This is a genomic window from Microvirga sp. VF16 (assembly GCF_016864375.1).
In the GTDB taxonomy this organism is placed as follows: domain Bacteria; phylum Pseudomonadota; class Alphaproteobacteria; order Rhizobiales; family Beijerinckiaceae; genus Microvirga.
The window spans coordinates 502,756-525,144 of record NZ_CP069358.1; the positions used below are offsets into that span (position 1 = coordinate 502,756).

A 22,389-nucleotide genomic window follows, 5' to 3' on the forward strand; every position below is an offset into this window, starting at 1 on the left:
GCGATCGGCTCTGAGGGGGTGGGAGGCTGAAGCGTGACTTGACCCTGACGTATGTTCTATGTTTGTTCTTTTCGAGGTATAGATCAAGAGAGGCCACCAGATCATGATTCGGACAGGATCAGACCGAAAGCTCACCGAGTTGGGTGAGCCCGAACAACAGGCAAGGGATATGAGGCGGCTGCTCGCAAAAGCTGAGCAGCAAATCAGGAAGTTGCAAGAGAAGGTAGCGGATCAGAGGCAGCAGCTGCGTGAGCTGCAAGCTCAAGCCAGGCATGAGGATAGCATTGCTGCCGACTGCAATGAACTCAAAGCTGAAATTGCTGACCTGAGGAGTGAAGCCAGGGAATTGATCCGCGCCAACCGGGAGCAGGTCGAGAAAATCGAGCTGCTCCAAGCTGAGATCGCGAAGCTGAAAGCCAACGCAAAAGTCCGGAAGCCGAACGGAATTGCTGCCGGGACAGACCTCCGGGGATTACTACATCCCTCACTGTCCTGAATACCGGGAATGCCGACTGGTCTAACACGCCCTGGCATAGCTCCTGGATTATTTCCACGGCCAACCATATCGAAGCCATGGCGAAAGCGTCAAAACCTAATCCAGGCAAAACGCAAGGCAGGCGCAAAGCACCTGAATCGACCAGCGCACAGCTGCCAATCCGCATCAGCTTAGATCGGGAGGCGCTGAACGCTTTGGACAAACGCGCCATTGCTGCCCAGATCGAGATCGGTATCGCGGCAGGCTGGCTTGTCGGCGGCTTTCTTCTGGAGCGCTCTGGAACTGATCTCGGCATTCGCAATCAGACAGCGAACCGCATTACCACCGCAACGATAGGAGCGATCAGTCGTTCTAGTAGCCCGCCTTGTAGGTTGATAACGCCTGGTGCATTCACTGGGTGATCCGGCCTGTGAGCCCTGCAACCCAAATGCCGAGCGTATCCACACAGCTTCGAACTTCCATTTTATACCTTATAGAGTATATTTTGTTTTTATACGCTTAAGCGATTAATTTGGGTAAATACGCTAAACCGTATATTGAAGTTTTATACCTTTCTCCGTATACTAAATAGGAGAGAGGGGAGACCCCATGGAGCAGATTGTCCGCACTCCCAAGCAGCTGGGCGAAGCTTTGCGACGGCACCGCCGAAAACTTGGCCTGAACCAAACCGATCTCGGGGCGAGAACGAAACTGCGCCAAGCGACTATCTCGACGGTTGAGGCCGGAGAGCCAGGTACACAAATTGGCACACTGTATGACGTGTTGGCCGCTCTAAACCTGGAGCTTGTACTCCGCCCCCGGACAGCCGCCTCGGCAAGCGAGATTGAGGATATCTTCTGATGGCTCGCCGCCGCAAGCATGTCCCTTTGAATGTCTTCCTCAACAGTCGCTTCGTTGGACGACTGAACCGGGAGGCAAGCGGCGCGATCGACTTCCAGTACGATTCCTCATGGCTCGAATGGGAATATGCCTTTCCAGTGTCTCTGTCCCTGCCTCTGCGCGAGGACCGTTATGTCGGCGCTCCGGTCGTCGCGGTCTTCGACAACCTGCTGCCTGACAGCGATTCCATCCGTAGGCGCGTCGCTGAACGCGTCGGCGCCGACGGTGTCGACGCCTACAGTCTTCTGACTGCCGTCGGACGGGATTGTGTTGGCGCCCTGCAATTCCTTCCCGATGGGCAAGATCCGGACCCAGCCGGCACAATCGATGGCACACCCGTCGACGACGACGAGATCGCGCGGCTGCTGAACAACCTCGCTTCCGCCCCCCTCGGACTGGATCCCGATCAGGATTTTCGGATTTCGATTGCCGGAGCGCAGGAAAAGACCGCCCTCCTGTTCTGGGAGGGCAGATGGTGCAAACCACACGGCACAACGGCAACCACGCACATTCTGAAACCGCAGATCGGAAGGATCCCCAATGGTATTGACCTATCCGACAGCATCGAGAACGAATTCATTTGCCTGAGACTGACGGCCGAACTCGGCATTCCGAGCGCGAAAGTGGCTATTGGCGATTTCGGTGGGAAGCGAGCGCTCGTTGTGCAGCGGTTCGACCGCCACTGGACCAGAGATAGCCGCCTTCTGCGCCTGCCGCAGGAAGATTGCTGTCAGGCACTCTCGATCCCACCGACCTTGAAATACCAGGCAGAGGGCGGCCCTGGGATTCGGGATATTCTGGACCTGCTGAAGGGAAGCGACGAGCCCGAGGCGGACCAGTCGACATTTCTCCGCGCCGCGATCGTGTTTTGGCTACTCGGCGCCACCGACGGTCACGCCAAGAACTTCAGCATTTTTCTCAACCCCGGTGGGCGCTTTCGGCTGACGCCCTTCTACGATGTCCTGTCGGCGCAGCCGAGTCTTGATGCCGGCCAGATTCAGCGCAAGCAGATGAAGCTTGCCATGTCTGTGGGCGATAAGCGCCATTACAGGATCGACGACATCATGCCACGCCACTTTCTGCAGACGGCGGAGAAAGCCGGCGTTGGTGCGCCTGTAGTGCAGCCGATCCTGGACGATCTTCAATCAGCCGTACCGGGTGCCGTTGAACGTGTCGTGCGATCGCTTCCATCAGGATTTCCAGAGCACCTTGTATCCTCGATCGTCGGCGGCATCGAGAGCCGCCTCAGCCGGATTGAAGCATGATGGTGATCGACGATGGGCAGGGCGGACCTACTTGTCTGTCACACCTGCATCGGCAGGAAAAACCAGGAAAGACGGTGCCGCGGCTTGATTTACGAGCACCAGAGGCTAGCACGGATCACGTCTTGGATCAGGCCCGCTCGTCACCGCTTCAACTGGTGATCGTCCTCACGGCTGCGGTGGGTGGGCACACGTTCGGCCTCCTGGCTCCGGCTTTGCTCCCGGGCGGCCTGCTGACGCGCCTCCTGCTCCTGGCGGGCCTGGGCCATACGCGCCTGCCGCTCGTCGGCACTTAAGGCTTGCTCGCCACTGCTGCGCGCGCGGATCTCATCCATTGCCGCCCGGCGCTCCTCTGGCGTCATTGTTCGGCTGGCCTCACCCTGAGCTCTCATCTGCGCCTCCTCCATCAGCCGCTGTCGGTTCTGGTTTGTGACCGGCTCCCGCACTTGCTCTGCCACGAGCTCCGCGTCCCGGGTGAGCTGCGGCGCCTGCGCGAGGTCGTACGATAGGGCGGCCGCCTTGCCGTCCCCGCGCTCCATCTGCCGCCCCAACGCCATCTCGTTCCGCGCCAGATCCTGGCTCGCATAGACCTTCAGGTCCTGCGCGTGCCGGGTTAGCGCCACATAGCTTGCCTCCCGCCGCCAGGCATGGGCATGATCGTAGAGGGTCATGACCTGCCGTTGCGTCTTGCCCTGCCCCTTATACACCGTGCCTGCATAGCCCAGCCCCCAGCCGCGATGCTTCACGGCGTCAAAGCTCACGGCCCGTCCGCCGTCGAGGTGGACCGTGAGCCGATTGTCCTGGATGCGGGTTACAACCCCGCTTTCCCCGTTGCGCAGCTCGAGTTTTGCCGCTCGGTCGCGCACGGTGGCATGGAACGTCACCCGGTCGCCGGGGCTGATAACGGTCTCCAGCTGCCGTTCGCCCTTCTCCGTCGCAAAGGTCCGTCCAGCCTCTTCATCGATCTGCCCGAGAGCGATGCGGGCTTGGCGCAGATCTCGGTTCAGCGCGTCCACCGCGTCATTGGTCGCGGCGTAGACAAAGGGAAGCGGCTGGGTTGATCCTTGCGCGCGCAGTGCCTCTGTCCAATCGCGAACCAGATCAGCGCGCGCCTTCACCAGATCGGATGACCAGCGCACCGCTCCACGTTCGCTGTAGGCTCGCACCGTCGCCGACAGATCACCCCGCGCCGCCGCCGCGCTCGCTTGGCGTTGCCACTCGTCCCGCTGCCGCCGCACCTGGGTCAGTTCGACCGCCCTCGCCTCCTCTGCCACCAGCGCGAACATCCCGCCGCGCTCAACGCTCGCCAGTTGCCGCTCATCGCCGAGCCCAATCACCTTCGCACCGGTCACGCGTGCATGCGACAGCACCCGCTCCATATCCCGGTGCGAGAGCATCCCCATTTCATCGACGATCACCACCGTGCGCCCGTCCCAGGTCTCACGGCCGCGCTCCTGGCGCAGCATCTCGCTTGCCACCGTGCGGCCCTCGCCAAAACCGTCCTTGCGCATGTCCGCCGCCACCGTGTTGGTTGGGGCTAATCCAACCACTCGGAATCCACTGCCCTCATGCGCCTCTCGGATCGCCGCCATGGTGTAGGATTTGCCGGTGCCGGCGCGGCCGCGGATCACCGCCAGACCCTGCCCTTGCGCAGCATAAGTCAGCGCCCTCTCCTGCTCGCCGTCAAGCGTCCGCGTCGACCGCGCGGCCTGCACCGCCCGCGCGCTGACCGGATGCGCGGATTGCCGTGTGAGTGCACCGGCATCGGCCAGGATTCCCCTCTCCTGCTCCACCACCGCCTTTGTGGTGAAGCGCTCAATGACCAGCACCTGTCCGTCGCGCCCGGATTGCCGCTCCTCGAGACGCACCAGATCAGCGTGGCCGAGCACCGCGGCTCGTGCGGTCTCGATCTCCTGGGCCGGCAGGCTGGACTTGCTCAGATATGTGTCGAGATCGCGCCCCGTGAACGTGGCCGCGCGGGCCGTCAGATGCGCCAAAACCCGCTCCGGCCGGCGCACGTTTTCCCGCTCTTTTTCCGCCCGCGCCGCATTGGCCTGGTGCAGTGCCGAGGTCTCGGTTCGAAACGCGGCCCCGAGATGCAATTGCGGTGTCATGCGGGATGGATCGACGGTGAGCGCCAGCCCGCGTGCCCGGAAGAATTCATCCTGGAACGACCGCCACTCCCGCGTCAGCGCGCCGGTCTCGGCAATAAAGCCTTTCTGAAGCCCTGGCGCGCGCGCAAATTGCGGATTGAGCTCGCGTGCCTTCGCTCCAAACCCGTCCGGTCCAAGCCGGCGCGTTGAGACTAAAACATGCGCGTGCACGTTGCCATTCTCGCCGTGATCGCGGTGGATCGCCCACTGCACGGCAACCCCGGCTTGGGTGAACTTCTGGTCGAGCCAGGATTGCAGCAGTGCGCGGTTGTCCTCGGCCGACAATTCCTTCGGCAGCGCGAGCACATAGGACTTGGCCACCTGCGGCTCGCCGTGGCGCGAAAACCGCAATTCGCCGGTCTTGCGGTCGCGCACCAATTCGCGCTCCGTCGCGGCGTTCCACAACGCATTCGTGTCGAGCGCCCAGTCCGGCGCAGTCTCGGGCACCATCAGGCCCCGCCCGAGCACGTCGACATCCTTGCCATCGAAGCAATAGCTCGCGCCGTTGACACGATCGCGCCCGTTCGAGCGATCGATGTAATGCGACAGGCCCACGGCAGAGCCGGAGCCGGCGCGTACAATCGCGACGGAGGCGAACTCGATGGCCATGCGGGATGTCATACCCCTCGGAGAGCGCACAAAATGCACAAGCATTTTGTATATTGCGTCTGAAACTTCCCTGGACCCTATTGCCAAGCTTGGCCAACGTCAATATCCGCCTACCCGTCATTCAAAGGGGACTGACAACAAACGATGAGTATCGAAGTGAACAACGCTGCTCCCGGTGGGGCAGCCAAAGGGGTTGATCCAGCCGTCGGCATTCTCGCCGAGATCGAGATGCTGCGGGGAAAGTCGAAGGCCAAAACTGCAACACCCGCCGAGAAGCTGCGCCTGCGCCGCCTCTCGCTCGATCTGGCGGAGCTGCGCCTGGCCCAGAAGACCGCGGCCCTTGCCGAAAAGCGCCGCAAGATCGAAACCCAGCAGAAGGTGATTCTGGGCGGCTGGGTGCTGCACGCCAAGGGCGATCCGCGCCTGGCCGCTCTGCTGCGGGAATCGCTGTTTGATTACCTGAATGACCGCGACCGCGCCGTCATGGCCGATCTGCTCGCCGAGATCGGAGGCTGAGCATGTCGGACGAGAGACCTTCAGGAGACGGCTTCTTCGCCTTGCTGGCGTTCGCCGGCCTCATCATTGCGGTGCTCGTGCTCGCTTACCTCTACTTCGCGCTCTTCCCTATCGCTTACGATGCCTTGCTCTGGCGGTGGGAGGCCATTCCCGCCCTGATGTCTCGCCCTGGCGACACCATCGCCTGGGCCCACGGGGTGGTGAGCAAGGTCGGCTTCAACCCTCCGATCAAGGGCGTGATTATCGGCGCGGGCGTGCTCGAAGTGATGCTCATCGTCGGTGTGATCTATGGTCTGGGCCGACTCGGCCTGTTCAAGGACAAAGCGCGCTATTCCGAGCGCCGTCTGCGTGGCGCGCTTGTCCTCGATGACATGGCCTTCGGGGCTGCGGCCCTGATCTCCCACCACTCGGCCAAAGACATGTCGTTCCGCCAAGTGGTCCGCCTCGCCAAAAAACCGTGGCACAAAATCGTCGCCGCTGCTCATGAGCAGGGCATGGTGCGCGTCGGCGGGCTGCCGATGCCGCGCAAAGTGGAGACCGAACATACCCTCATCACCGGCTCCTCTGGGTCGGGCAAATCCTTCCTCATCGCGCAGACCTTGCACGACCTCGCCAAGCGCGGCGACCGGGTGATCTGCTTTGATCATGGTGGCGCCTTCCGGCGTCAGTTCCCGAAGGTCGATGCAGTCTCGCTGTCTCCAGCTGAGGAAGGCTCGCCGGGCTGGGATCTGCGCAACGAGGTGCGCGCGCCACACGATTGGGAGCTGCTCGCCGCCTCCGTCGTGCCGGAAGGCTATGGCGCGAGCACGGATTGGCGCAATTTCGCCCGCGATCTGCTCGCCAATCTCGGGCACAATGTCGGGGCGCAATCCTCCAATGCCGAACTGCTGCGCCTGTGCACCGTCGCCGACCGGACGGAGCTTGCGATCGCCCTTGAAGGCACGGCGGCAGCCGCTCATTGCAGCGATGACAACAAGGCGTTCCTCGCCTCGGTGCGCTCAACTCTCGTGCCCTTCGTCTCCGGCTGGAAGTACATGAAGGGTGGTGACTTCTCCCTGCGCCGTTTCATGGCCGAGGACACCCGCTGGCTCTGGCTGCCGTATGACGCAACCAACATCGCAGCCCATAAGACTCTGCTTGCCACCTGGGCTGACATCCTGGTGACGGCCGGCCTCGAACGGCCTGACGACGCCCCGCCGGTCTGGATCGTCATCGATGAGATGGATGCGCTCGGAGCGCTGGGCCGCTTCCGCGATGCAGTCTCGCGCCTGCGCAAGAAAGGCGTGCGCATCCTGGTCGGCGTCCAGAGCCGCACGCAACTGGTCGAGCTCTATGGCGAGGCTGGAGCCGATACGGTGCTGGCCTCCTTGAGTAACCGGGTGATCATGCGCGCCTCCGATCACCGGCTCGCCGAGTGGTCCTCAAAGACGCTCGGCGACGTGGAGGTCGAGGAAACCCGTCTGCAACGTGGTACGCAAACGAGGGACAATCCAACCTCCTTCGCCTCGACCAAAAGCAACAGCGAGACCGAGATCGTGCAGCACCGCACCAAGCGGGCCGTGATGCCGGAACAGATCTCGGCCTTAAGCCAGGGACATGGCTATGTGAAGTTCAGCCAAGGCCTGCCGACGGTCCGTATCTGGCCGCAGGATGCTGCAGCCTGAGGGTGCTCCACCTGGCATCCGGTCCATGCAAGACTGAGACCTACAGCTCTTAGGACCATCCTCCCCTCACGCCGCAAGCGGCGTGAGGTCGGCCAGGGCCAGGCTGCGCAAGTGGTCCGCGGCCTTCTGTGCGGCGCTGGCGGCGGTGAAGAATGCGCGCTCGTCCTTTTTCAGAATGGCAATCCAGTTCTGAATATATCCGGCGTGGCGAATATCGCCGTCAAAACCAAATTCGGCACACAGGAAGGCGCTCGTCAGTTCCGCAACAAGCTCCTCGGCGGCGTAGGCTTCGGAGCCGAAACGGTTCCGCAGGTCGCGCGCAAGGCGCTTCTCGCTGCCGGTCCAGTGGCCGAGTTCATGGAAGAGGGTTGCATAATAGTGGTCGGCGCTCCTGAACGTGATGAAATCGGGCATCATCACAAAGTCGGCGCTCGCGCGGTAATAGGCTTGCCCCTCGCCGTGGCGAACGTCGGCGCGGGTCGCCTTCACAAAGTCCTCTGCAACGTCGATCCGCTGCTCGGGGTTCTGAGCCGTGGTTTGGCTGCCCGTGATGGTCTCCGGTAGGTTCTCGATCTGGTCGAGATTGAAGACGGTAAACTCCCGCAGGAAGGGAATGCGGCGGGTTTCCGTCTCGCCGGTGTCGTTGACCTCCTCCTTCTCGAAGGCGTTCACGTAAACGATCTTGTGGCCCTTCTCGCCCTTGCGCACGTTGCCGCCCAACTCCTGAGCCTGCTTGTAGGTTATGAAACGGGGGCTTGTGAAACCGCCTGCGGCTTGCGCGATCCACAACAGCACGACATTGCAGCCGGAATACGCGCGGCCCGTCGCGGCGTTATGCGGCATCTGTGAACCTGTATAGCCGCTCCACGGCTTCACCCACGGAAGCGCGCCCTTTTCCATCTCTCCAAGAATGCGGTCGGTGACATCGCGATAAAGGTTCCGGTTCATGCTCTCTCTCCTTTTGTGGGCGCAAGCGCCAGCGCCCCTGCCTCGTGGCGAACAGCGGGGAGAGAGGGGGCAACCGGAAAATCCGGAGGGGGATCACCCACCCGCAAGCCGCATGGCGGCTGGAGGGCCGCGTCAGCGATCCTGGCAGGGCCATTGGCCCGAAGGATGGGGAGACCGGATTTTCTGGTTGCGTGGGGAGAGAGGGCCGCGCGCCTCTCTCCCCTCCTCCAAAGCATGGATCTGTGAATGACGGCGCCGGCAACGGCGGCGGCTTTGTGAACGGGGAGGCTCGGCCCCCCGCGAAAGCTGTCCAGGTGCGTCAAACGGCAGTAGCGCCCGGAGCGAAGCGAAGCAGGCCCGAAGCCGCCGCGCTCCTCATCGAGCGCCGAAGGTGTGCTGAGGGGCGTTGGTGCATGGATCGTTAGCGGTGCTTGTGTAGTCGAGCGGTCATCGAAATAGCTTGCTGCCCGCCGCCATCGTATCGGCACGATGACGTTCAAGATGGCGAACTGGCCGGAATATGAGGCGGGCCTTCGCCGGCGCGGCAGCCTGACGCTGTGGATGACCGCGGAGGCGCTGTCGTCTTGGCAAGCGGCGAAGCGCACGACGCGCGGCGGGCAGCCGCGCGATTCCGATCTGGCGATCGAAACGGCCCTGACCGTTGGCCTGGTGTTTGGCCTGCGGCTGCGCCAGACGGAGGGCTTGCTCACATCGGTGCTGGAGTTGATGAGGCTGGATCTCGCCGTGCCCGATCACACCACCCTCAGCCGGCGAGCATGGACCTGGCAATCATCTGTAGGACGGCAGGGGCGCCGGGTTCCAGGAGAAGGGCCTGTTCACATCCTCATCGACAGCACCGGGCTCCAAGTCTACGGCGCCGGCCCATGGCGGGAGGAAAAGCACGGCGCCAGGTCGCGGAGGGGATGGCGCAAGCTGCATCTGGCGCTGGATGCCGACAGCGGCGAGATCATTGCCCATATCATGACCGATCAGGACACCGGCGACGCCTCGCAGGTAGAGCCGGTGCTCGAGCAGATCGACGTCCCGATCGGCCAGTTCACCGCCGATGGCGCCTACGATGGCAAACCGGCCTACGACGCCGTCACCAGCCACAGCGCCAATGCGGCGGTCGTCATCCCGCCGCGGGTCAACGCCGTCGATCGGTCGAGGATCGAACCGCCCAGCCAGCGGGACCGCCATATTGCGGCGATCACCACGGATGGCCGGATGACATGGCAAGCCGTCATGGGTTACGGCAAACGGTCTCTGGTCGAGAGTGCGATCGGCCGATCCAAGGCTGTCATCGGGAGACGGTTGAGGGCGCGGTCGTTCGGCGCCCAGCAGACGGAGGCCGCCCTCGGCTGCACCGTCCTCAATCGCATGCTGGCATGCGCACGCCCGAAATCCGTCCGTCGCATTGGAACCACCGCATAAACGACGGCATCAAAGACCATAATCCGTGAAATTCACGATCCCTGCGCCAACGCCCTTCTGGTGCTAATAGGTCAGCCTGCCGCTTGTTGGATCACCGTCGAGCACCTTCGGCGAACTGCGACCAGGCCAGCTCGCCTCGGCAGCCTTATTCCTCCCGAACTTCGCCAGCTGAGTCCTTCATGTGCCGTGAAACCACGGTCTCCTCGCCGAGGAGCCCGCGCGGCCGTACCAAAAGAATGAGCACCAGAAGCAGCCCGATAAGAACGACCTGCAGGGTTGCTGCCCTGGCCTGATACTCAGCCGGCACCAACTCACGAAGCACATTCCCGGACAGGGTCCATAAGGCCCATACCACGAAGGCTCCAAGGACAGCCCCGAGATTGTTGCCCGAGCCGCCCACAATCAGCATGGTCCACATCTGAAACGTAAGAATCGGCAGAAAATCCTCCGGAGCAATGTAGCCGACAAAGTGCGCGTAAAGCGCCCCGCCAAGCCCCATGAGCATGCAGCCGATCACAAAGGCTTGCAGACGAAACCGGAAGGCCCGCTTCCCAAGGGACGCGGCCGCCGTCTCGTCCTCGCGGATCGCTCGCAGAACGCGACCCCAGGGGCTGCGCACCAAGCGTTCCAGGGCAACATAGCTGAGACCAAGCAATGTCGCGGCTATCACCAAGTAGGTCAGGTTCCAGGCGAGGTTATCCGCGATGATGTCGGCGAACGGCTTCGGGATGAACTGCAGCCCGAACGGCCCGCCCGTCAGGCCCTGGGCATTCAACGCGATCAGTTGCAGGGTAACAGCAATACCGAATGTGGTGATGGCCAGATAGTCGTGCCGCAGCCGCAGTGCTGCCACCCCAACGACGAAGGCTGCAAGCCCAGATGTCGCCATCGCGCCGATCCAACCGAGGGGAATGGGCAAGTCCAAGCCGCCGATCTGATCTGGGTAGTCCGGCGCTGTTAGGAGCGCCGACGTGTAGGCCCCAATCGCAACAAAGCCCGCCACGCCGACATTGAACAGGCCCGTGAAGCCCCATTGCAGGTTGAGGCCGAGCACCACCAGCCCAAAAATCGTGGCAAAGACGAGAAAGAAGGTGCCGTATGAGAGCAGACCGAGCAGATCGGGCATCACGTCCTCTCGCCGAAGAGACCGGTGGGGCGGACAAGCAAGATGGCGATGAGCACCACGAAGGCGGTGGCCGCTCGGTATTCAGCCCCGACGAGCGGCACCGACAGGCTTTCCGCGAGGCCGACGATGAGGCCGCCCGCGACCGCCCCGTAGACGCTGCCGATTCCCCCGAGAATCGCCGCAGCGAAGAGCGGAAGCAAAAGGTCGAGGCCGAGTTGCGGCCGCAGCTGGACGGTGAGGCCCGAGAACACCCCGGCCACGGCCGCGAGAACGGCACCGATGATCCAGGTGGCGCGGATCACGCGGTCAACGTCGATCCCGGTTACCCGGGCAAGTTGCGGATTGATCGAGACTGCCCGCATTGCCTTGCCGAGGGTCGTGCGCGTGAGGAAGAGATGGAGCCCGATGACCGAAACGGCCGTCAGTCCAAGGACAAAGAGCTGATCCGGGGTGATCCGCAACCCGCCCAAGACGTCCCTCGGAACCAGCCGGATGGCGACCTGGATCTCACGGCTGTAGTATTCCGGGACCGCCCCATAGATGAACTGGAGCAGGTTGCGCAGCACGAGAGCGGCCCCGAAGCTCGCCATGATCAGCGTGATCGCGCTCCCATGCCGCCGCAGCGGACGGAACAGGAGCCGATCAACCAGCAGCGCCAGCGCCGCAGTCGCGATCGCGGCGACGACCAGCGCGGTGAGGAGCGCCCAGCCGAACGAGAACGGGCCGAGGGGCTCCATGGGCCCCCAGACAGCCGCCATACCAAGGAGCGTCGTCCAAGCGAAATAGGCGCCCCAGGTCAGAAGCTCGCCATGGGCGAAGTTCGCAAAGCGCAGGATGGAATAGACCAGCGTCACGCCGATCGCTCCGAGCGCAACGACCGAGCCGATGACGAAGCCGTCAGCCATGAGCTGCAACACTAGATGCCTCCTCGATGCTGTCCGAGATAGAGTGCGGCGACCTGCGGATCGTCCGAGAGGTCGCGCGCGGCGCCGACGATCCGAGTGCTTCCCTCGACCAGGACTGCGGCGCGATCGGCGATGGCGAGCGCTGCCTTCACGTTCTGCTCCACCAGCACGACCGTGACGCCGGTGGCGCGAACTTCCCTGAGCTTCTCGAAGACGATACCCACGAGCTTCGGCGAAAGCCCCGCTGAGGGTTCGTCCAGCATCAGGACCTTAGGCGCGCCGACCAGCGCCCGGGCGACCGCGAGCATCTGGCGCTGCCCCCCCGAGAGACGACCCGCCAAGAGTCGCCGCTGGCGTGCGAGGTCCGGGAACAAGGCATAGAGATCGTGGAGCCGCTGCTTCTTGGGCACCTTCAGGATCGAGGCGGCGAGATCGAGATTGTCCTCGATCGAGAGGTTCACGAACACATTCTCGGTCTGTGGCACGAATCCAAGACCTTCATGGGCTAATCGATGAGCCGTGCGCCCCGTGATCTCGCGATCGTGCAGGAAGATCCTTCCAGCGGAGATCGGCACCAGCCCGGCGATGGCCTTGATCAGGGTCGACTTGCCAGCGCCGTTCGGTCCGAGGATGGCAACGATCTCGTTCGGCTCGACCGACAGTGACGCGCCGCGCACGATCGGGAGCCCTGGCTCATAGCCGGCCTCCAGGGTCTCGACCCGGAGAGCCGTCACGCCGGGGCTCCGCCGAGATAGGCCTCGACCACTCTCGGATCGTCACGCACCTCCTGCGCTGTCCCGGACATCAGAAGGCGCCCCTGCGCCATCACCATGATGGGACGGCACAAACTCATCACCAGATCCATGTTGTGCTCGATGATCAGGAACGTGATGCCCTGCCGGTTGAGGGCCACGATCCGGTCAACGATCGCATCGAGCAGCACGGGATTGACCCCGGCTCCGGGCTCGTCGAGCAGGATCAGGCGCGGCTTGGCCACGAGAACCCGGGCGAGCTCCAGGAGCTTGCGCTGTCCCCCGGACAAGACGCGCGCCGGCTGCTGAGCGAGATGCGACAGGCCCACGAAGTCGATCCAGTGTCGGGCTGCGGCCGCCAACGCCCGTTCCTCGGTGGCTACGTGGCCCGGCGTGAGCCAGTTAGCCCAGAACCTCTCACCGCGCTGGTGCAGGGGTGCCACCATGACGTTCTCCAGCACCGTCATCTCGGGAAAGGGTCTTGGGATCTGGAACGTCCGGGCGAGGCCCTGGGCGAAGATCTGATCCGGCGCAAGCCCGTCGATCCGCTCCCCGTCGAGGCTGAGCAACCCGGACGTCGGGGGAAACAAGCCCGCCAGGCAGTTGAAGAGGGTCGTCTTGCCGGCCCCGTTCGGCCCGATGAGGCCCGTGATCGTCCCCTTCTCGATCGTGAAGGACACCGCGTCGACGGCGCGGTTGCCGCCGAAGGTCTTGGTGATCGATTGGGCTGTCAGCATGAGCGGAATGAAGTCACCGGCCGGGCCGTGTTGCGAGGGCGGCAATTTTGCGTCATGACAATGCGCACGTGCAACAGGCAATGGACGTTGTCCCGTGTCGGATGATTTCTTCGATCTCTACGACCTGCGGGTCGAGGTTGTCGCTCCGGAGGGTGCCACATTGTATTGTGGGGCCAAGCCCGGCGACTATTTCGAGCTCAAGGGGGAGATGCTTCACCTCCCCCCAGGCCAGGGCTTCTCGATCTATTCGCTCGCTGCGCTGCTGCCGCTCCTCCCCGCGAAACAACGCGTCACTCATCCGAACGACTGGATGTCCACCGATGCCGAGGTCGCCTGCCCGGACCCCAATTGTCCGAGCCGGCTCCGGATCAGCCGGATGGCGAAGCGCGTATTCCGCCACTCGGAGGTTACGGCCGTACCCTTGCCCGATGCGAAGGCCTGACATGACCGTCGAAACGATTGATCTCGCTCCGGGCTACCGAATCTCTCGCATGCTGCGTGGGGGCTGGCAGCTTGCCGGCGGGCATGGTGCCATCGAGGCCGAGCGGGCGATCGCCGATATGTCTGCCTTTGTAGATGGGGGCATCACGACCTTCGACTGCGCCGACATCTACACCGGCGTCGAAGAGATGATCGGGCATTTCCGCGATCGCATGCTCGCCGAACGCGGCTCCGCAGCGCTGAAGAACTTCAAGGTGCACACGAAGTTCGTGCCGGACTGGGATGCCCTCTCCCGCGTCGACCGTGCGTACGTGCGCGAGATCATCGACCGCTCGCTCCGACGGCTCAGGATGGAGCGTCTCGATCTGGTGCAGTTCCACTGGTGGAATTACGCCGTCCCGGGCGCTGTCGAGACCGCACTCATCCTCAAGGAACTCCAGGACGAGGGAAAGATCCACCAGATCGGCGGTACCAACTTCGATACCCCCCACACGCGAGCCCTGCTCGACGCAGGGGTGCCGCTCGTGTCCATGCAGGTCCAATACTCGCTTCTCGACCAGAGGCCCGAGAACGGCCTTGTTGCGCTGTGTCAGGAGCGCGGCATGAAGCTTCTGTGTTATGGTACGGTGGCGGGTGGTTTTCTGTCGGAGCGGTGGCTCGGCGTCCCGGAGCCCCAGGAGCCCTTCGCCAATCGTTCGCTTGTTAAGTACAAGCTCATCGTCGACGATTTTGGCGGCTGGTCCTTGTTCCAGAAGCTGCTCGCCACCCTGCGGGAGATCGGGCGCAAGCACGGGGTCAGCCTAACGGCGGTGGTCACCCGGTGGGTCTTGGACCGGCCCGCGGTGGCAGGCGCTATCATCGGCGCCCGCTACGCCGAGCACCTGCCCGATAATCTCGATGTGTTTCGGCTCACCCTCGATGAGGAGGACCGGACCGCCATCAACAGGGTCCTCGCACTCAAGACCGGCCCTGAGGGGGATACCTACACACTCGAGCGTGACCGGGAGGGCCGGCACGGTCGCATCATGCATTATAATCTCAACGAGGCCTGACCCTCATGGGGCTCGACCATGCACTCGGCCGGGCCGCACTGCACGAGGTGGTCGACCTGCATGCCTTCTTCGAGACCTGGCTCTGCGGAACGGTCGAGAACACGCATGCCGTATTCTCTCGTCTGGAGAACGCTCTGGGTGAAGAGTTCACCATGGTGTCTCCGAGTGGAGCCAGGCTCCAGCGGCCGGACGTGATTGGGTGGTTACGAGGAGCCCACGGCACCAAAGGAAAGCAGGACCCGTTCCACATTGCCGTTGTCGAGCCCGAGCTCCTGCTCCTGCGGCCGCCGCTCATCATTCTCCGCTATATCGAGGAGCAAGCAGCGGGCAGCGTCGTCACCCGCCGCCGATCGACCGCCGTATTCGAGGCCTTGGCAGAGAAGGGTATGCGATGGCTCGCCTTGCACGAGACCTGGATCAGCCCGGACTCTTGAGGACTATCCCAGGCCGCCCCGCTTGCCAAACGGCCGCCAAGGCGGAACACTGCCTGCCAGCCGGGAGGGGCAAGTGACACCAGAGCTACCTTCGGCGGACCAGATCAGGGAGAGTGTTCACCGTGCGCCTTGCATCCATTGTTTCAGCTGCCACCCTGGCGATGGCTCTCGAACCACTGCCGGCATCCGCACAGCAGCCCTGTACACATACGGTCGGCGTTGTCGTGGAGCTGACCGGTCCGGCCGGACGCTTCGGCCAAGCTGCGGCCAAATCCATCGAGCTGGCCTTCAAGGAGATCAATGAGGCGGGCGGCGCGGCTGGATGCCAGCTCGCTGCGGACCTTCGGGACTCGCAGAGCCAAGGCTCCGTCGCGGTCGACCAAGCCCGGCAACTCGTCGATCTCAAGCGCGTGCCGGCTATCATCGGCGGCATCATCTCCTCGGTATCGCTCCCCGTTCTGACGTCGGTGACAGCGCCGGCTAATGTGGTTCAAATCTCGCCCGCCTCCTCGTCGCCAACGCTCACGCGGATTGCACAAGAGGGGAAGACCAACGGCATTTTCTTCCGCACCATCACGTCGGACGCGCTCCAAGGCACGGCGGCTGCGAAGTACGCAATGGATCAGGGCCTGAAGAAGATTGCGATCATTCACGTCAACAATGACTTCGGCGTGAACATGGTCGCGGAGTTCAAGCGTGCCTACGAGGCGCTCGGGGGCCAGATCACATCCACGACGCCCTACAACCAGGGCCAGGCGTCCTATGCGCCGGAGGTCACTCGCGCTCTCGACGGAGATCCACCCGCCCTTTACCTCGTCTCCTATCCAGGCGACGGCACATCGATCGCACGCACCTGGATCTCACAGGGTGGCGCCCCGAAGTTTCTCCTGAATGATGGCATGAACAGTGCCGACTTCATCCGCGACGTTGGGCCTCGTTATCTAAATGACGCCTTTGGAACCTCGTCGGGTACTACCAAGACCCCTTCGACTGAGCACTTCACGAAGGCCTATCCGGCGATGTCCGGCGGCTTTGATGCCAATGCACCCGCCGCTGACCGAGCTTATGATGCGGCGGCAATCCTCGGCCTTGCGGTGGCTCAGGCCGGCAAGTTTGAAGCGGCAGCCATCCGAGACGCCATTCTCAAGGTCACCGGGAGCGATGGCGAAGTGATCCATGCCGGTCCCGAGGGCTTCAGGAAGGCGCTCCAGCTCATCAAAGAAGGCAAGCCGGTGCACTACGAGGGCGTCATTGGGCCTGTGACCTTCGACCAGTACGGCGATATCACGGGCCCCTTCCGGTTGTGGCGGATCCAAAATGGCGAGGTCACGACCATTGGCCAGATGGGCGTCGATGAGGTCAACACCATCAAGGCGAAGATCCCATCGCGCTAGATCCTGCTGGTCGTCGCCTCAGGCTCTGCGTTCGGCGCGGAGCCTTTGCCTTTTTTGCCGGAGATTGCCATGTCCATTCGTCCCGACCGGACACTGCTCGCACCTGGGCTCGAGATCAGCCGCATAGTCACAGGCCTTTGGCAAGTGGCCGACATGGAGCGGGATGGCCGCCTCTTGAATCGCGATTCTGCAGCAGCCGCCATGGCCGACTACGCCCGCGCCGGCTTTGACACCTTCGATATGGCAGACCACTATGGCAGTGCGGAGCTGATTACCGGCCGCTTTCTGAACATGCAGGTTGGAGCCGAGGGGCAGCGTCCGGCGGCCTTCACGAAGTGGTGTCCCTCGCCGGGACCGATGTTCGCAGACGTCGTCCGGGCTGGCATCGCCGAGCGTCTAGAGCGCCTTGGTGTCGAAACCATAGATCTGCTGCAGTTCCACTGGTGGATGTTCGAGCACCCCGGCTATATCGATGCCATGAGGGAGCTCGCCGCGCTGCAGCAGGAAGGACATATCCTCCATCTCGGCGTAACGAACTTCGATACCGACCACCTGCGCCTCTTGGTGAAGCACGGCTTTCCGATCGTGTCGAACCAGGTTTCGTTCTCCCTGCTCGATCGCCGCGCCGGGGAGGACATGAGCGCGTTTTGTCTCGCCACGGGCGTGCGCCTGCTGGCCTATGGTACACTCGGAGGCGGCTTCCTCACGGACCGGTGGATGGGTGCGCCGGAGCCGACCTCCATCAAGGATTGGAGCAAGTCGAAATACAAGCGCTTCGTTGACACGATTGGAGGATGGTCTGCTCTCCAGTCGATCCTAGCCGCCTTGCACAAAGTTGCTCGTAAGCATGGAGTGTCTGTCGCAAATGTAGCCACACGTTGGGTGCTCGACCAGCCGGCCGTTGCGGCTGTCATTGTCGGGGCCCGGCTCGGGGAGCGTGAGCACCGGGCGGACAATGCGGCCCTGTTTTCGTTCTCATTGGACGAAGATGACAAGCAACGCATCGACGAGGCGTTGGCTTCCACCCAGCGTATTCCAGGGGATTGCGGTGACGAGTACCGTCGCCCACCATTTCTCACAGCGTCGGGCGATCTCAGCCATCACCTTGAGAGCTTTCCACCGGTGTTCGACGCAGTCCCAATCGATGGGCGGCCCGACCGCCTACGCATTGACTCTGGCAGCGTCTGGGAGCCCATCTGTGGCTACAGCCGTGCGGTGCGGATCGGCAATCGCATCCTTGTCAGTGGAACTACGGCTACCCACGGCTCAGGCGAGATCATCTGCCCAGGCGATGCCCAAGGGCAGGCGGTCTACATTCTGGATAAGATCGCAGCGAGCATCGCCTCCTTGGGAGGAACGCTCGCAGACACTATCCGAACACGTATCTATCTAAACAATGCAGACGACTGGGAGCCCGTTTCTCGGGTGCATGGCCGCTACTTTGGAGCAGTGCGACCTGCGAATACGCTGCTTGAGATTTCACGTTTGGTAGGAGACTACGCAGTTGAGATCGAGGCCGAAGCTGTCATCAGTTAGTTATCTTGAGTGGAATGGTTCAAGTCGCGAATGCATGCGTACCTATAGGCATAAAGTTATGGCCAACGAGCGCTGGCATTGATTTCAGGAGAGTTCACCAGCGAAGATGTTTCCCACGGCGAGCACGAGGGCCATGCCATAAAGGAAAATGGTCGGCGAGAAACTCTCGTCCATTCGTGGTCATCGTCTTAGCACCCGCCTGACTCTGTCAGCCGCAGAGCACTGTCGAAGCTCTGCTCACATTGTAGCAAAGATCGAAGTACGGCTTTCCCCCTCCCCCTTTCCCCCGCTCCTAAGCTTTCTACCAAAGTCTGTCTTTCTCAATCATGCCGGTTGCAAAGGATAGGAAGCGATGAACAGGCCTCAAGAGCTCACATATCGATCATTCAGAGGCCTCTACGACGAACGCTGACCATGAGACTGCTGCAAAAAGCTCAGATCTACTTCCGCAAGGCAGAATTGCCACCAGTCATCCAGCGGCAAGCAACTGCCCATGATGAACAAGCTGGCCGCTCACGTTCAAAGCGAGCCCAAATCAGGGACGTGCTGCGCCAATACGAGAGAGGCAGTCTCAAGGAGGCTGAAGCCGTCGAAGAGCTGCTCAAGATCCTACACTGAGACGGATCCAGACTTCCCAGTCCTTGTGTCCCTACCCACTTCGCAGGAGATAGCCACGGCGCCACTTTCGCTAGAGGCAGGTCTCAAGGGCTTCCACGGCGCATGACCGGTTGTCGTAGAGCTCAACCCTGCGCTGGCCTAGTCGGCCAAGGCGGCCCCACTCACCAATCAGGGCGGCATCCCCTAACAGGCTGGGCTCGATCGACAGGACATAGTAGCGCGCCATGTTGCAGCTTGGATCGCACCTGTGAAGGACCAGATATTGGATCGTGTCTTGGGACATGCCTCCTTGTTGCGCAAGCTATGTGCCGAGGTCCAATCAAAGTCGTGAATCAGTTCAGCCGCAATGATTCACACCAGTGATGTACCCCGTCATCGAAATGTCTGCACAGCAACTCACAGGCCTTGATCGCTCGTCTAGGGCCTTGCTTCTCCCCTACACTCATCCACGTCGTTCCTATCTTCCCTGAGGGAGATCCCGCACAGCCTTTTCGAGCGCCATGACACGCTCCTCAAGAGCACCAATCGACGTCAGTGTATAGGCCAAGCTGCCGGCTGCCAGCCCCGCAGCAACAATGGCGGTGATCAGGGTGCCAGACTCAATGGCTTTGGGCTCGACTTGGGTCCGATGCAGAGCCTTCTTCAGGTACCGCTCGAAGATCACGTAGAGGACAAGCCCACCCACGACGGTTGAAATCAACACCATACCTTTGCCTCTTCGTTCTCCGCCCCACGCCTACAGTTCTCCTGTGATGTGCGAACTGAACACCCCGACCCTGCCCACTAGAAACTCAGCACACTGACAAGTCAGATCTCGGAGCGCGCATGATCCCTCTCCCCTTATGACATCCTGCGCCGCCGCATGGCCAGGAGTTCAACACTCAGATCGATCCGGCCGGCTTTGACCAGGCGCGCCATGGCCCGGAAGTAGCCACCCGGGTTCTTGATCCGGCCCTCGCCGCGCGAGACGTCGTCGTCGTAGAGCTGCAGCACGTAGATCACTGTCACCGCGGCCCGCACCAGGCCGATCTCGGCCACGGCTTCGTTCCAGGCGCTTTCGTTCGCCCCCAGCGAGGCCCGTAGGTAGCGTCCGGCCGCCACGAGGCCAGCCAAGTCCTCAACGGGTTCGGGGTAGTCGTTCAGGGTGGGGCAGGCCTCAAGGATCAATTCCGGTGATAGGTGCTGTGCGGATTGTTCGTTTGGAAGAACCGCCTCAGCTTTCTTCGGAAAGCCTTTGTTACAAGTCTCACTAGGAGAACAGTTGTATGTTTCTAAGTGGCGGACTCCGAGTCCGGCATTGCCCGCTTCATAAAAGGTCTCTTCGGTATCGGTTCTCAACAGCTGCCAGGCGTCCAGGAGATCGGCCGGCAAGGTGACCTGCGAGCGGGTCGGCGTCCGGGCCAGAAGGGTCTTCAGCCGGGCCTCAAGCTCACCGCGTTCAATGTCCGGGAAATGCTCCGCCAGCGCACTCAGGGCCTCCTCGGTCGCCCGCCTGCAGATGGTGACCTCGTCAAAGGTCCGTTTCTGCACCTCGCGCAGCTGCTTCTGCTCCAGCAGCATCACGGCCCAATCACCCCGGCGGGCATAGATCGGGGTCAGATCGAATCCGAAGGCGTCGACCACCTGCCCTGCCAGGTCCTTGACGGCATAGCGCTTGCCGTTGGGCGAGTCTTTCGGGCTGATCAACTGCAGATCGACCAGCTGGCGCAGGATGCGCCGGATCGCTCGCTCGGTCAGGCCGGTGCGGCTGATCAGGTAGTCATTGGATGGCCACACCAGCAGGCGCTCCCACTCCTGCTCACCCCAGCAGGCGACGAGTTCGGACAGCACCGCCCGCTGGGCCGGCCTGAGGTCGAGGGCCTTGCCGGCGTCCCGGGCTGCGGCAGATAGTTCTTTTCGTGTCACCGTGCGCCCGGCTTCGAGCGCAAGCTTCCTTGCGGCTAGAGCGGCATGTCTCAGCCGCCGGCCTCCAGACGATGCAAGCTGCATCGTACCCTCCATGTTGAGGGCAAAGCGGGAGCGTTCACCGAAACCGGTGCTCTTGACAGCCAGCTTGTCGGGATGGCATAAGAATGGTCGCCAAACCTAATTCTTATCGCCGCCCCTCGCGGGTAGCTCCAAAGGCCCTCGAAGTTTCCAGCTTCGTGGGCCTTTTGCTTTGCCTAGTTTACGTCACTGTCTTCGCCTCCTTGCGAATGAAGACCGTCTCAAGGGCATGAGTGACAGCAACTTGCCGAGACGGATACGCACCACTCTCGACGGCTTCATCAAGTGCAGCGCCGATTGGTCCTGATAGCCACAGGTTCATCTGCCGATCGCCTCGCTCCTTACGAGACTGTCGGAGTCGCTGAACCCGTTGGCGCCGTGTGTTATCCGCCATGACATACCCATGACTCTAGAAACGGCTTACAGCGTTGCCCGATTCTCAGTGGGGTGTGGAGTCACGTGGCAAGCAGAAACACTGAATCATCCAAGAAGGCTTTGGAAAACTTCGGACAATTCCGGTTGCTTTTGGAAATGGCCGAGTCAAGGCGAGGCGCGTCGATTCGTTCCCGGGCAATAATCTCGTCCACAGGATAAGAAGAACCCAAATATTCGCCGATTCGTTTACATCCATGAGGGCAGCAGATCCGGACCGATGACTCTGCTCTGCAGGGAAGCCGCTTAATGTCTAGCAATCTAATTGGAGCCTGGAAGCGCGATCTCACCTACACGCCGGGACAGGTACACGAAATGGATCCTCCAGTATCCCAAGAGGTCGCCGACACCCGGGAACTCTTCGCAAAAATCTCGACAGCTCTCGTGATGATCAAGATGGATAACTGATGCCGCAAGTTCTCCGAGGCTGAGACGCTTCAAACGAAGAGCCAGGCGGATGCCGTTTTCCGGAATATCTATAAGAGGCCACGGCCGAAGCGGCTCTGATGGGCGCACCCTTCGCTTCGGACATCCTTTGAATCTCAGAGAGCCCGGGAGCTTCGCGATCCGCGCTTTCCCTTTGGGCGTGAGACTTCCCCCTTTCTTTTGAATCTGTCTCATTGGTGGGCGAACAAATTTTCGCACCCTCCCCATGCTGAGCAAGGCGTTGAGCGTCTTCCTGTTGAACAGGGCGGACCTCAACCAAGTTGGTCAGATAGATCGTCGTCCGCCCACGCCGATCTGGGCTGGAGCGAACCAGAAAGCCAGCCTGCTCGAGTTGGCGGTAATGGTTCTGGATGGTCCTTGGAGACACGCCGAGGTCGGCCGCCAACCACGAAGTGCATGTCTGCAGTTGCTTGTGCCGGCCGCAGCGGGAGATCAGGTACACCAGGGTCGTAACCGCTCCGGTGCTCAGAGTGGGATGAACCAGCACATCGATACTGAACCGCCGAACGTATCGACTGAAGGAACAGCGGCGCCGAGACAGACGGGCCCGACGTGTCACTGCAGGAGC

The 22,389-nt window shown here is 62.0% G+C and carries 24 protein-coding genes; 13 read left to right on the forward strand and 11 right to left on the reverse strand.

The features are described from left to right. Positions 1 to 118 precede the first annotated feature (118 nt). Positions 119 to 394 carry a hypothetical protein gene (locus tag JO965_RS45210; protein ID WP_203447641.1) on the reverse strand — a complete coding sequence of 92 codons (276 nt, stop codon included), beginning with the start codon at positions 392 to 394 and terminating at the stop codon, positions 119 to 121. Positions 395 to 573: 179 nt separating this feature from the next. On the opposite strand from JO965_RS45210, the gene JO965_RS45215 reads away from it, so the two are divergent. The 3 genes from JO965_RS45215 (at position 574) to JO965_RS45225 (ending at position 2,640) form a co-directional block, all read left to right on the forward strand. Next, entirely contained in the window at positions 574 to 897 is a 324-nt protein-coding gene (locus JO965_RS45215; RefSeq protein ID WP_203447642.1) for a hypothetical protein, read from the forward strand. Positions 898 to 1,084: 187 nt separating this feature from the next. Continuing rightward, positions 1,085 to 1,336 (forward strand): helix-turn-helix domain-containing protein, encoded by a 252-nt coding sequence (locus tag JO965_RS45220; RefSeq protein WP_203447643.1) that lies wholly within the window; start codon positions 1,085 to 1,087, stop codon positions 1,334 to 1,336. Then, on the forward strand, positions 1,336 to 2,640 hold the full coding sequence (locus JO965_RS45225) for a type II toxin-antitoxin system HipA family toxin (RefSeq protein WP_203447644.1): 1,305 nt from the start codon (positions 1,336 to 1,338) through the stop codon (positions 2,638 to 2,640). Before JO965_RS45220 ends, JO965_RS45225 begins: the two co-directional genes overlap by 1 nt. Before the next feature lie 140 nt (positions 2,641 to 2,780). Here the strand turns inward: JO965_RS45225 and JO965_RS45230 are convergent, their stop codons facing one another. Then, the gene (locus JO965_RS45230; RefSeq protein ID WP_203447645.1) at positions 2,781 to 5,399 is read right to left on the reverse strand and encodes an AAA family ATPase; all 2,619 of its coding nucleotides are present in this window, start codon (positions 5,397 to 5,399) and stop codon (positions 2,781 to 2,783) included. Between the two features lie 144 nt (positions 5,400 to 5,543). On the opposite strand from JO965_RS45230, the gene JO965_RS45235 reads away from it, so the two are divergent. After that, entirely contained in the window at positions 5,544 to 5,915 is a 372-nt protein-coding gene (locus tag JO965_RS45235) for a hypothetical protein (protein WP_203447646.1), read from the forward strand. A 2-nt stretch (positions 5,916 to 5,917) separates the two neighbouring features. Further along, positions 5,918 to 7,579 carry a type IV secretion system DNA-binding domain-containing protein gene (locus JO965_RS45240; protein ID WP_203447647.1) on the forward strand — a complete coding sequence of 554 codons (1,662 nt, stop codon included), beginning with the start codon at positions 5,918 to 5,920 and terminating at the stop codon, positions 7,577 to 7,579. A 66-nt stretch (positions 7,580 to 7,645) separates the two neighbouring features. Here JO965_RS45240 and JO965_RS45245 read toward each other — a convergent pair whose 3' ends face one another. Next, the gene (locus JO965_RS45245; RefSeq protein ID WP_203447648.1) at positions 7,646 to 8,527 is read right to left on the reverse strand and encodes an ArdC family protein; all 882 of its coding nucleotides are present in this window, start codon (positions 8,525 to 8,527) and stop codon (positions 7,646 to 7,648) included. 489 nt (positions 8,528 to 9,016) lie between these two features. Between JO965_RS45245 and JO965_RS45250 the strand changes: the two genes are divergently transcribed. Further along, a complete protein-coding gene (locus JO965_RS45250; RefSeq protein WP_203447649.1) occupies positions 9,017 to 9,961 on the forward strand; it encodes an IS5 family transposase in 945 nt (314 codons plus the stop codon). A gap of 145 nt (positions 9,962 to 10,106) precedes the next feature. On the opposite strand, the gene JO965_RS45255 is transcribed toward JO965_RS45250, so the two are convergent. Genes JO965_RS45255 through JO965_RS45270 form a run of 4 tightly spaced genes read right to left on the reverse strand, consistent with a single transcriptional unit; the run spans position 10,107 to position 13,481 of the window. Beyond that, positions 10,107 to 11,087 carry a branched-chain amino acid ABC transporter permease gene (locus tag JO965_RS45255; protein ID WP_203447650.1) on the reverse strand — a complete coding sequence of 327 codons (981 nt, stop codon included), beginning with the start codon at positions 11,085 to 11,087 and terminating at the stop codon, positions 10,107 to 10,109. Then, entirely contained in the window at positions 11,087 to 11,992 is a 906-nt protein-coding gene (locus tag JO965_RS45260) for a branched-chain amino acid ABC transporter permease (RefSeq protein WP_203447948.1), read from the reverse strand. Before JO965_RS45260 ends, JO965_RS45255 begins: the two co-directional genes overlap by 1 nt. An 11-nt stretch (positions 11,993 to 12,003) precedes the next feature. Then, positions 12,004 to 12,726, reverse strand: a complete 723-nt coding sequence (locus tag JO965_RS45265; RefSeq protein WP_203447651.1) for an ABC transporter ATP-binding protein — start codon at positions 12,724 to 12,726, stop codon at positions 12,004 to 12,006. Next, complete coding sequence (locus tag JO965_RS45270; protein WP_203447950.1) at positions 12,723 to 13,481, reverse strand: ABC transporter ATP-binding protein; 759 nt, start codon at positions 13,479 to 13,481, stop codon at positions 12,723 to 12,725. The genes JO965_RS45265 and JO965_RS45270 overlap by 4 nt, the downstream gene beginning before the upstream one ends. A 94-nt stretch (positions 13,482 to 13,575) precedes the next feature. On the opposite strand from JO965_RS45270, the gene JO965_RS45275 reads away from it, so the two are divergent. The 6 genes from JO965_RS45275 (at position 13,576) to JO965_RS45300 (ending at position 18,956) form a co-directional block, all read left to right on the forward strand. Further along, entirely contained in the window at positions 13,576 to 13,923 is a 348-nt protein-coding gene (locus JO965_RS45275; protein ID WP_203446382.1) for a TIGR04076 family protein, read from the forward strand. Position 13,924: 1 nt separating this feature from the next. Next, positions 13,925 to 14,974, forward strand: coding sequence for an aldo/keto reductase (locus tag JO965_RS45280; protein ID WP_203447652.1), 1,050 nt, complete (start codon positions 13,925 to 13,927; stop codon positions 14,972 to 14,974). A gap of 5 nt (positions 14,975 to 14,979) precedes the next feature. Further along, positions 14,980 to 15,408, forward strand: a complete 429-nt coding sequence (locus JO965_RS45285; protein ID WP_203447653.1) for a hypothetical protein — start codon at positions 14,980 to 14,982, stop codon at positions 15,406 to 15,408. Between the two features lie 161 nt (positions 15,409 to 15,569). Continuing rightward, complete coding sequence (locus JO965_RS45290) at positions 15,570 to 16,802, forward strand: ABC transporter substrate-binding protein (protein ID WP_203447952.1); 1,233 nt, start codon at positions 15,570 to 15,572, stop codon at positions 16,800 to 16,802. A 69-nt stretch (positions 16,803 to 16,871) separates the two neighbouring features. Next, the gene (locus JO965_RS45295; protein ID WP_203447654.1) at positions 16,872 to 18,338 is read left to right on the forward strand and encodes an aldo/keto reductase; all 1,467 of its coding nucleotides are present in this window, start codon (positions 16,872 to 16,874) and stop codon (positions 18,336 to 18,338) included. 414 nt (positions 18,339 to 18,752) lie between these two features. After that, positions 18,753 to 18,956, forward strand: coding sequence for a hypothetical protein (locus tag JO965_RS45300; protein WP_203447655.1), 204 nt, complete (start codon positions 18,753 to 18,755; stop codon positions 18,954 to 18,956). A gap of 70 nt (positions 18,957 to 19,026) precedes the next feature. Here the strand turns inward: JO965_RS45300 and JO965_RS45305 are convergent, their stop codons facing one another. The 3 genes from JO965_RS45305 to repC form a co-directional block, all read right to left on the reverse strand. Further along, positions 19,027 to 19,239 carry a WGR domain-containing protein gene (locus JO965_RS45305; protein WP_203447656.1) on the reverse strand — a complete coding sequence of 71 codons (213 nt, stop codon included), beginning with the start codon at positions 19,237 to 19,239 and terminating at the stop codon, positions 19,027 to 19,029. A 174-nt stretch (positions 19,240 to 19,413) separates the two neighbouring features. After that, a complete protein-coding gene (locus JO965_RS45310) occupies positions 19,414 to 19,662 on the reverse strand; it encodes a hypothetical protein (protein WP_203447657.1) in 249 nt (82 codons plus the stop codon). A gap of 134 nt (positions 19,663 to 19,796) precedes the next feature. Continuing rightward, on the reverse strand, positions 19,797 to 20,945 hold the full coding sequence (repC, locus tag JO965_RS45315) for a plasmid replication protein RepC (protein WP_203447658.1): 1,149 nt from the start codon (positions 20,943 to 20,945) through the stop codon (positions 19,797 to 19,799). A 678-nt stretch (positions 20,946 to 21,623) separates the two neighbouring features. On the opposite strand from repC, the gene JO965_RS45320 reads away from it, so the two are divergent. Continuing rightward, complete coding sequence (locus JO965_RS45320) at positions 21,624 to 21,782, forward strand: hypothetical protein (protein WP_203447659.1); 159 nt, start codon at positions 21,624 to 21,626, stop codon at positions 21,780 to 21,782. Here JO965_RS45320 and JO965_RS49950 read toward each other — a convergent pair. Continuing rightward, positions 21,766 to 22,380, reverse strand: coding sequence for a helix-turn-helix domain-containing protein (locus JO965_RS49950; RefSeq protein WP_371827039.1), 615 nt, complete (start codon positions 22,378 to 22,380; stop codon positions 21,766 to 21,768). The genes JO965_RS45320 and JO965_RS49950 overlap by 17 nt on opposite strands. Between the last annotated feature and the right edge of the window lie 9 nt (positions 22,381 to 22,389).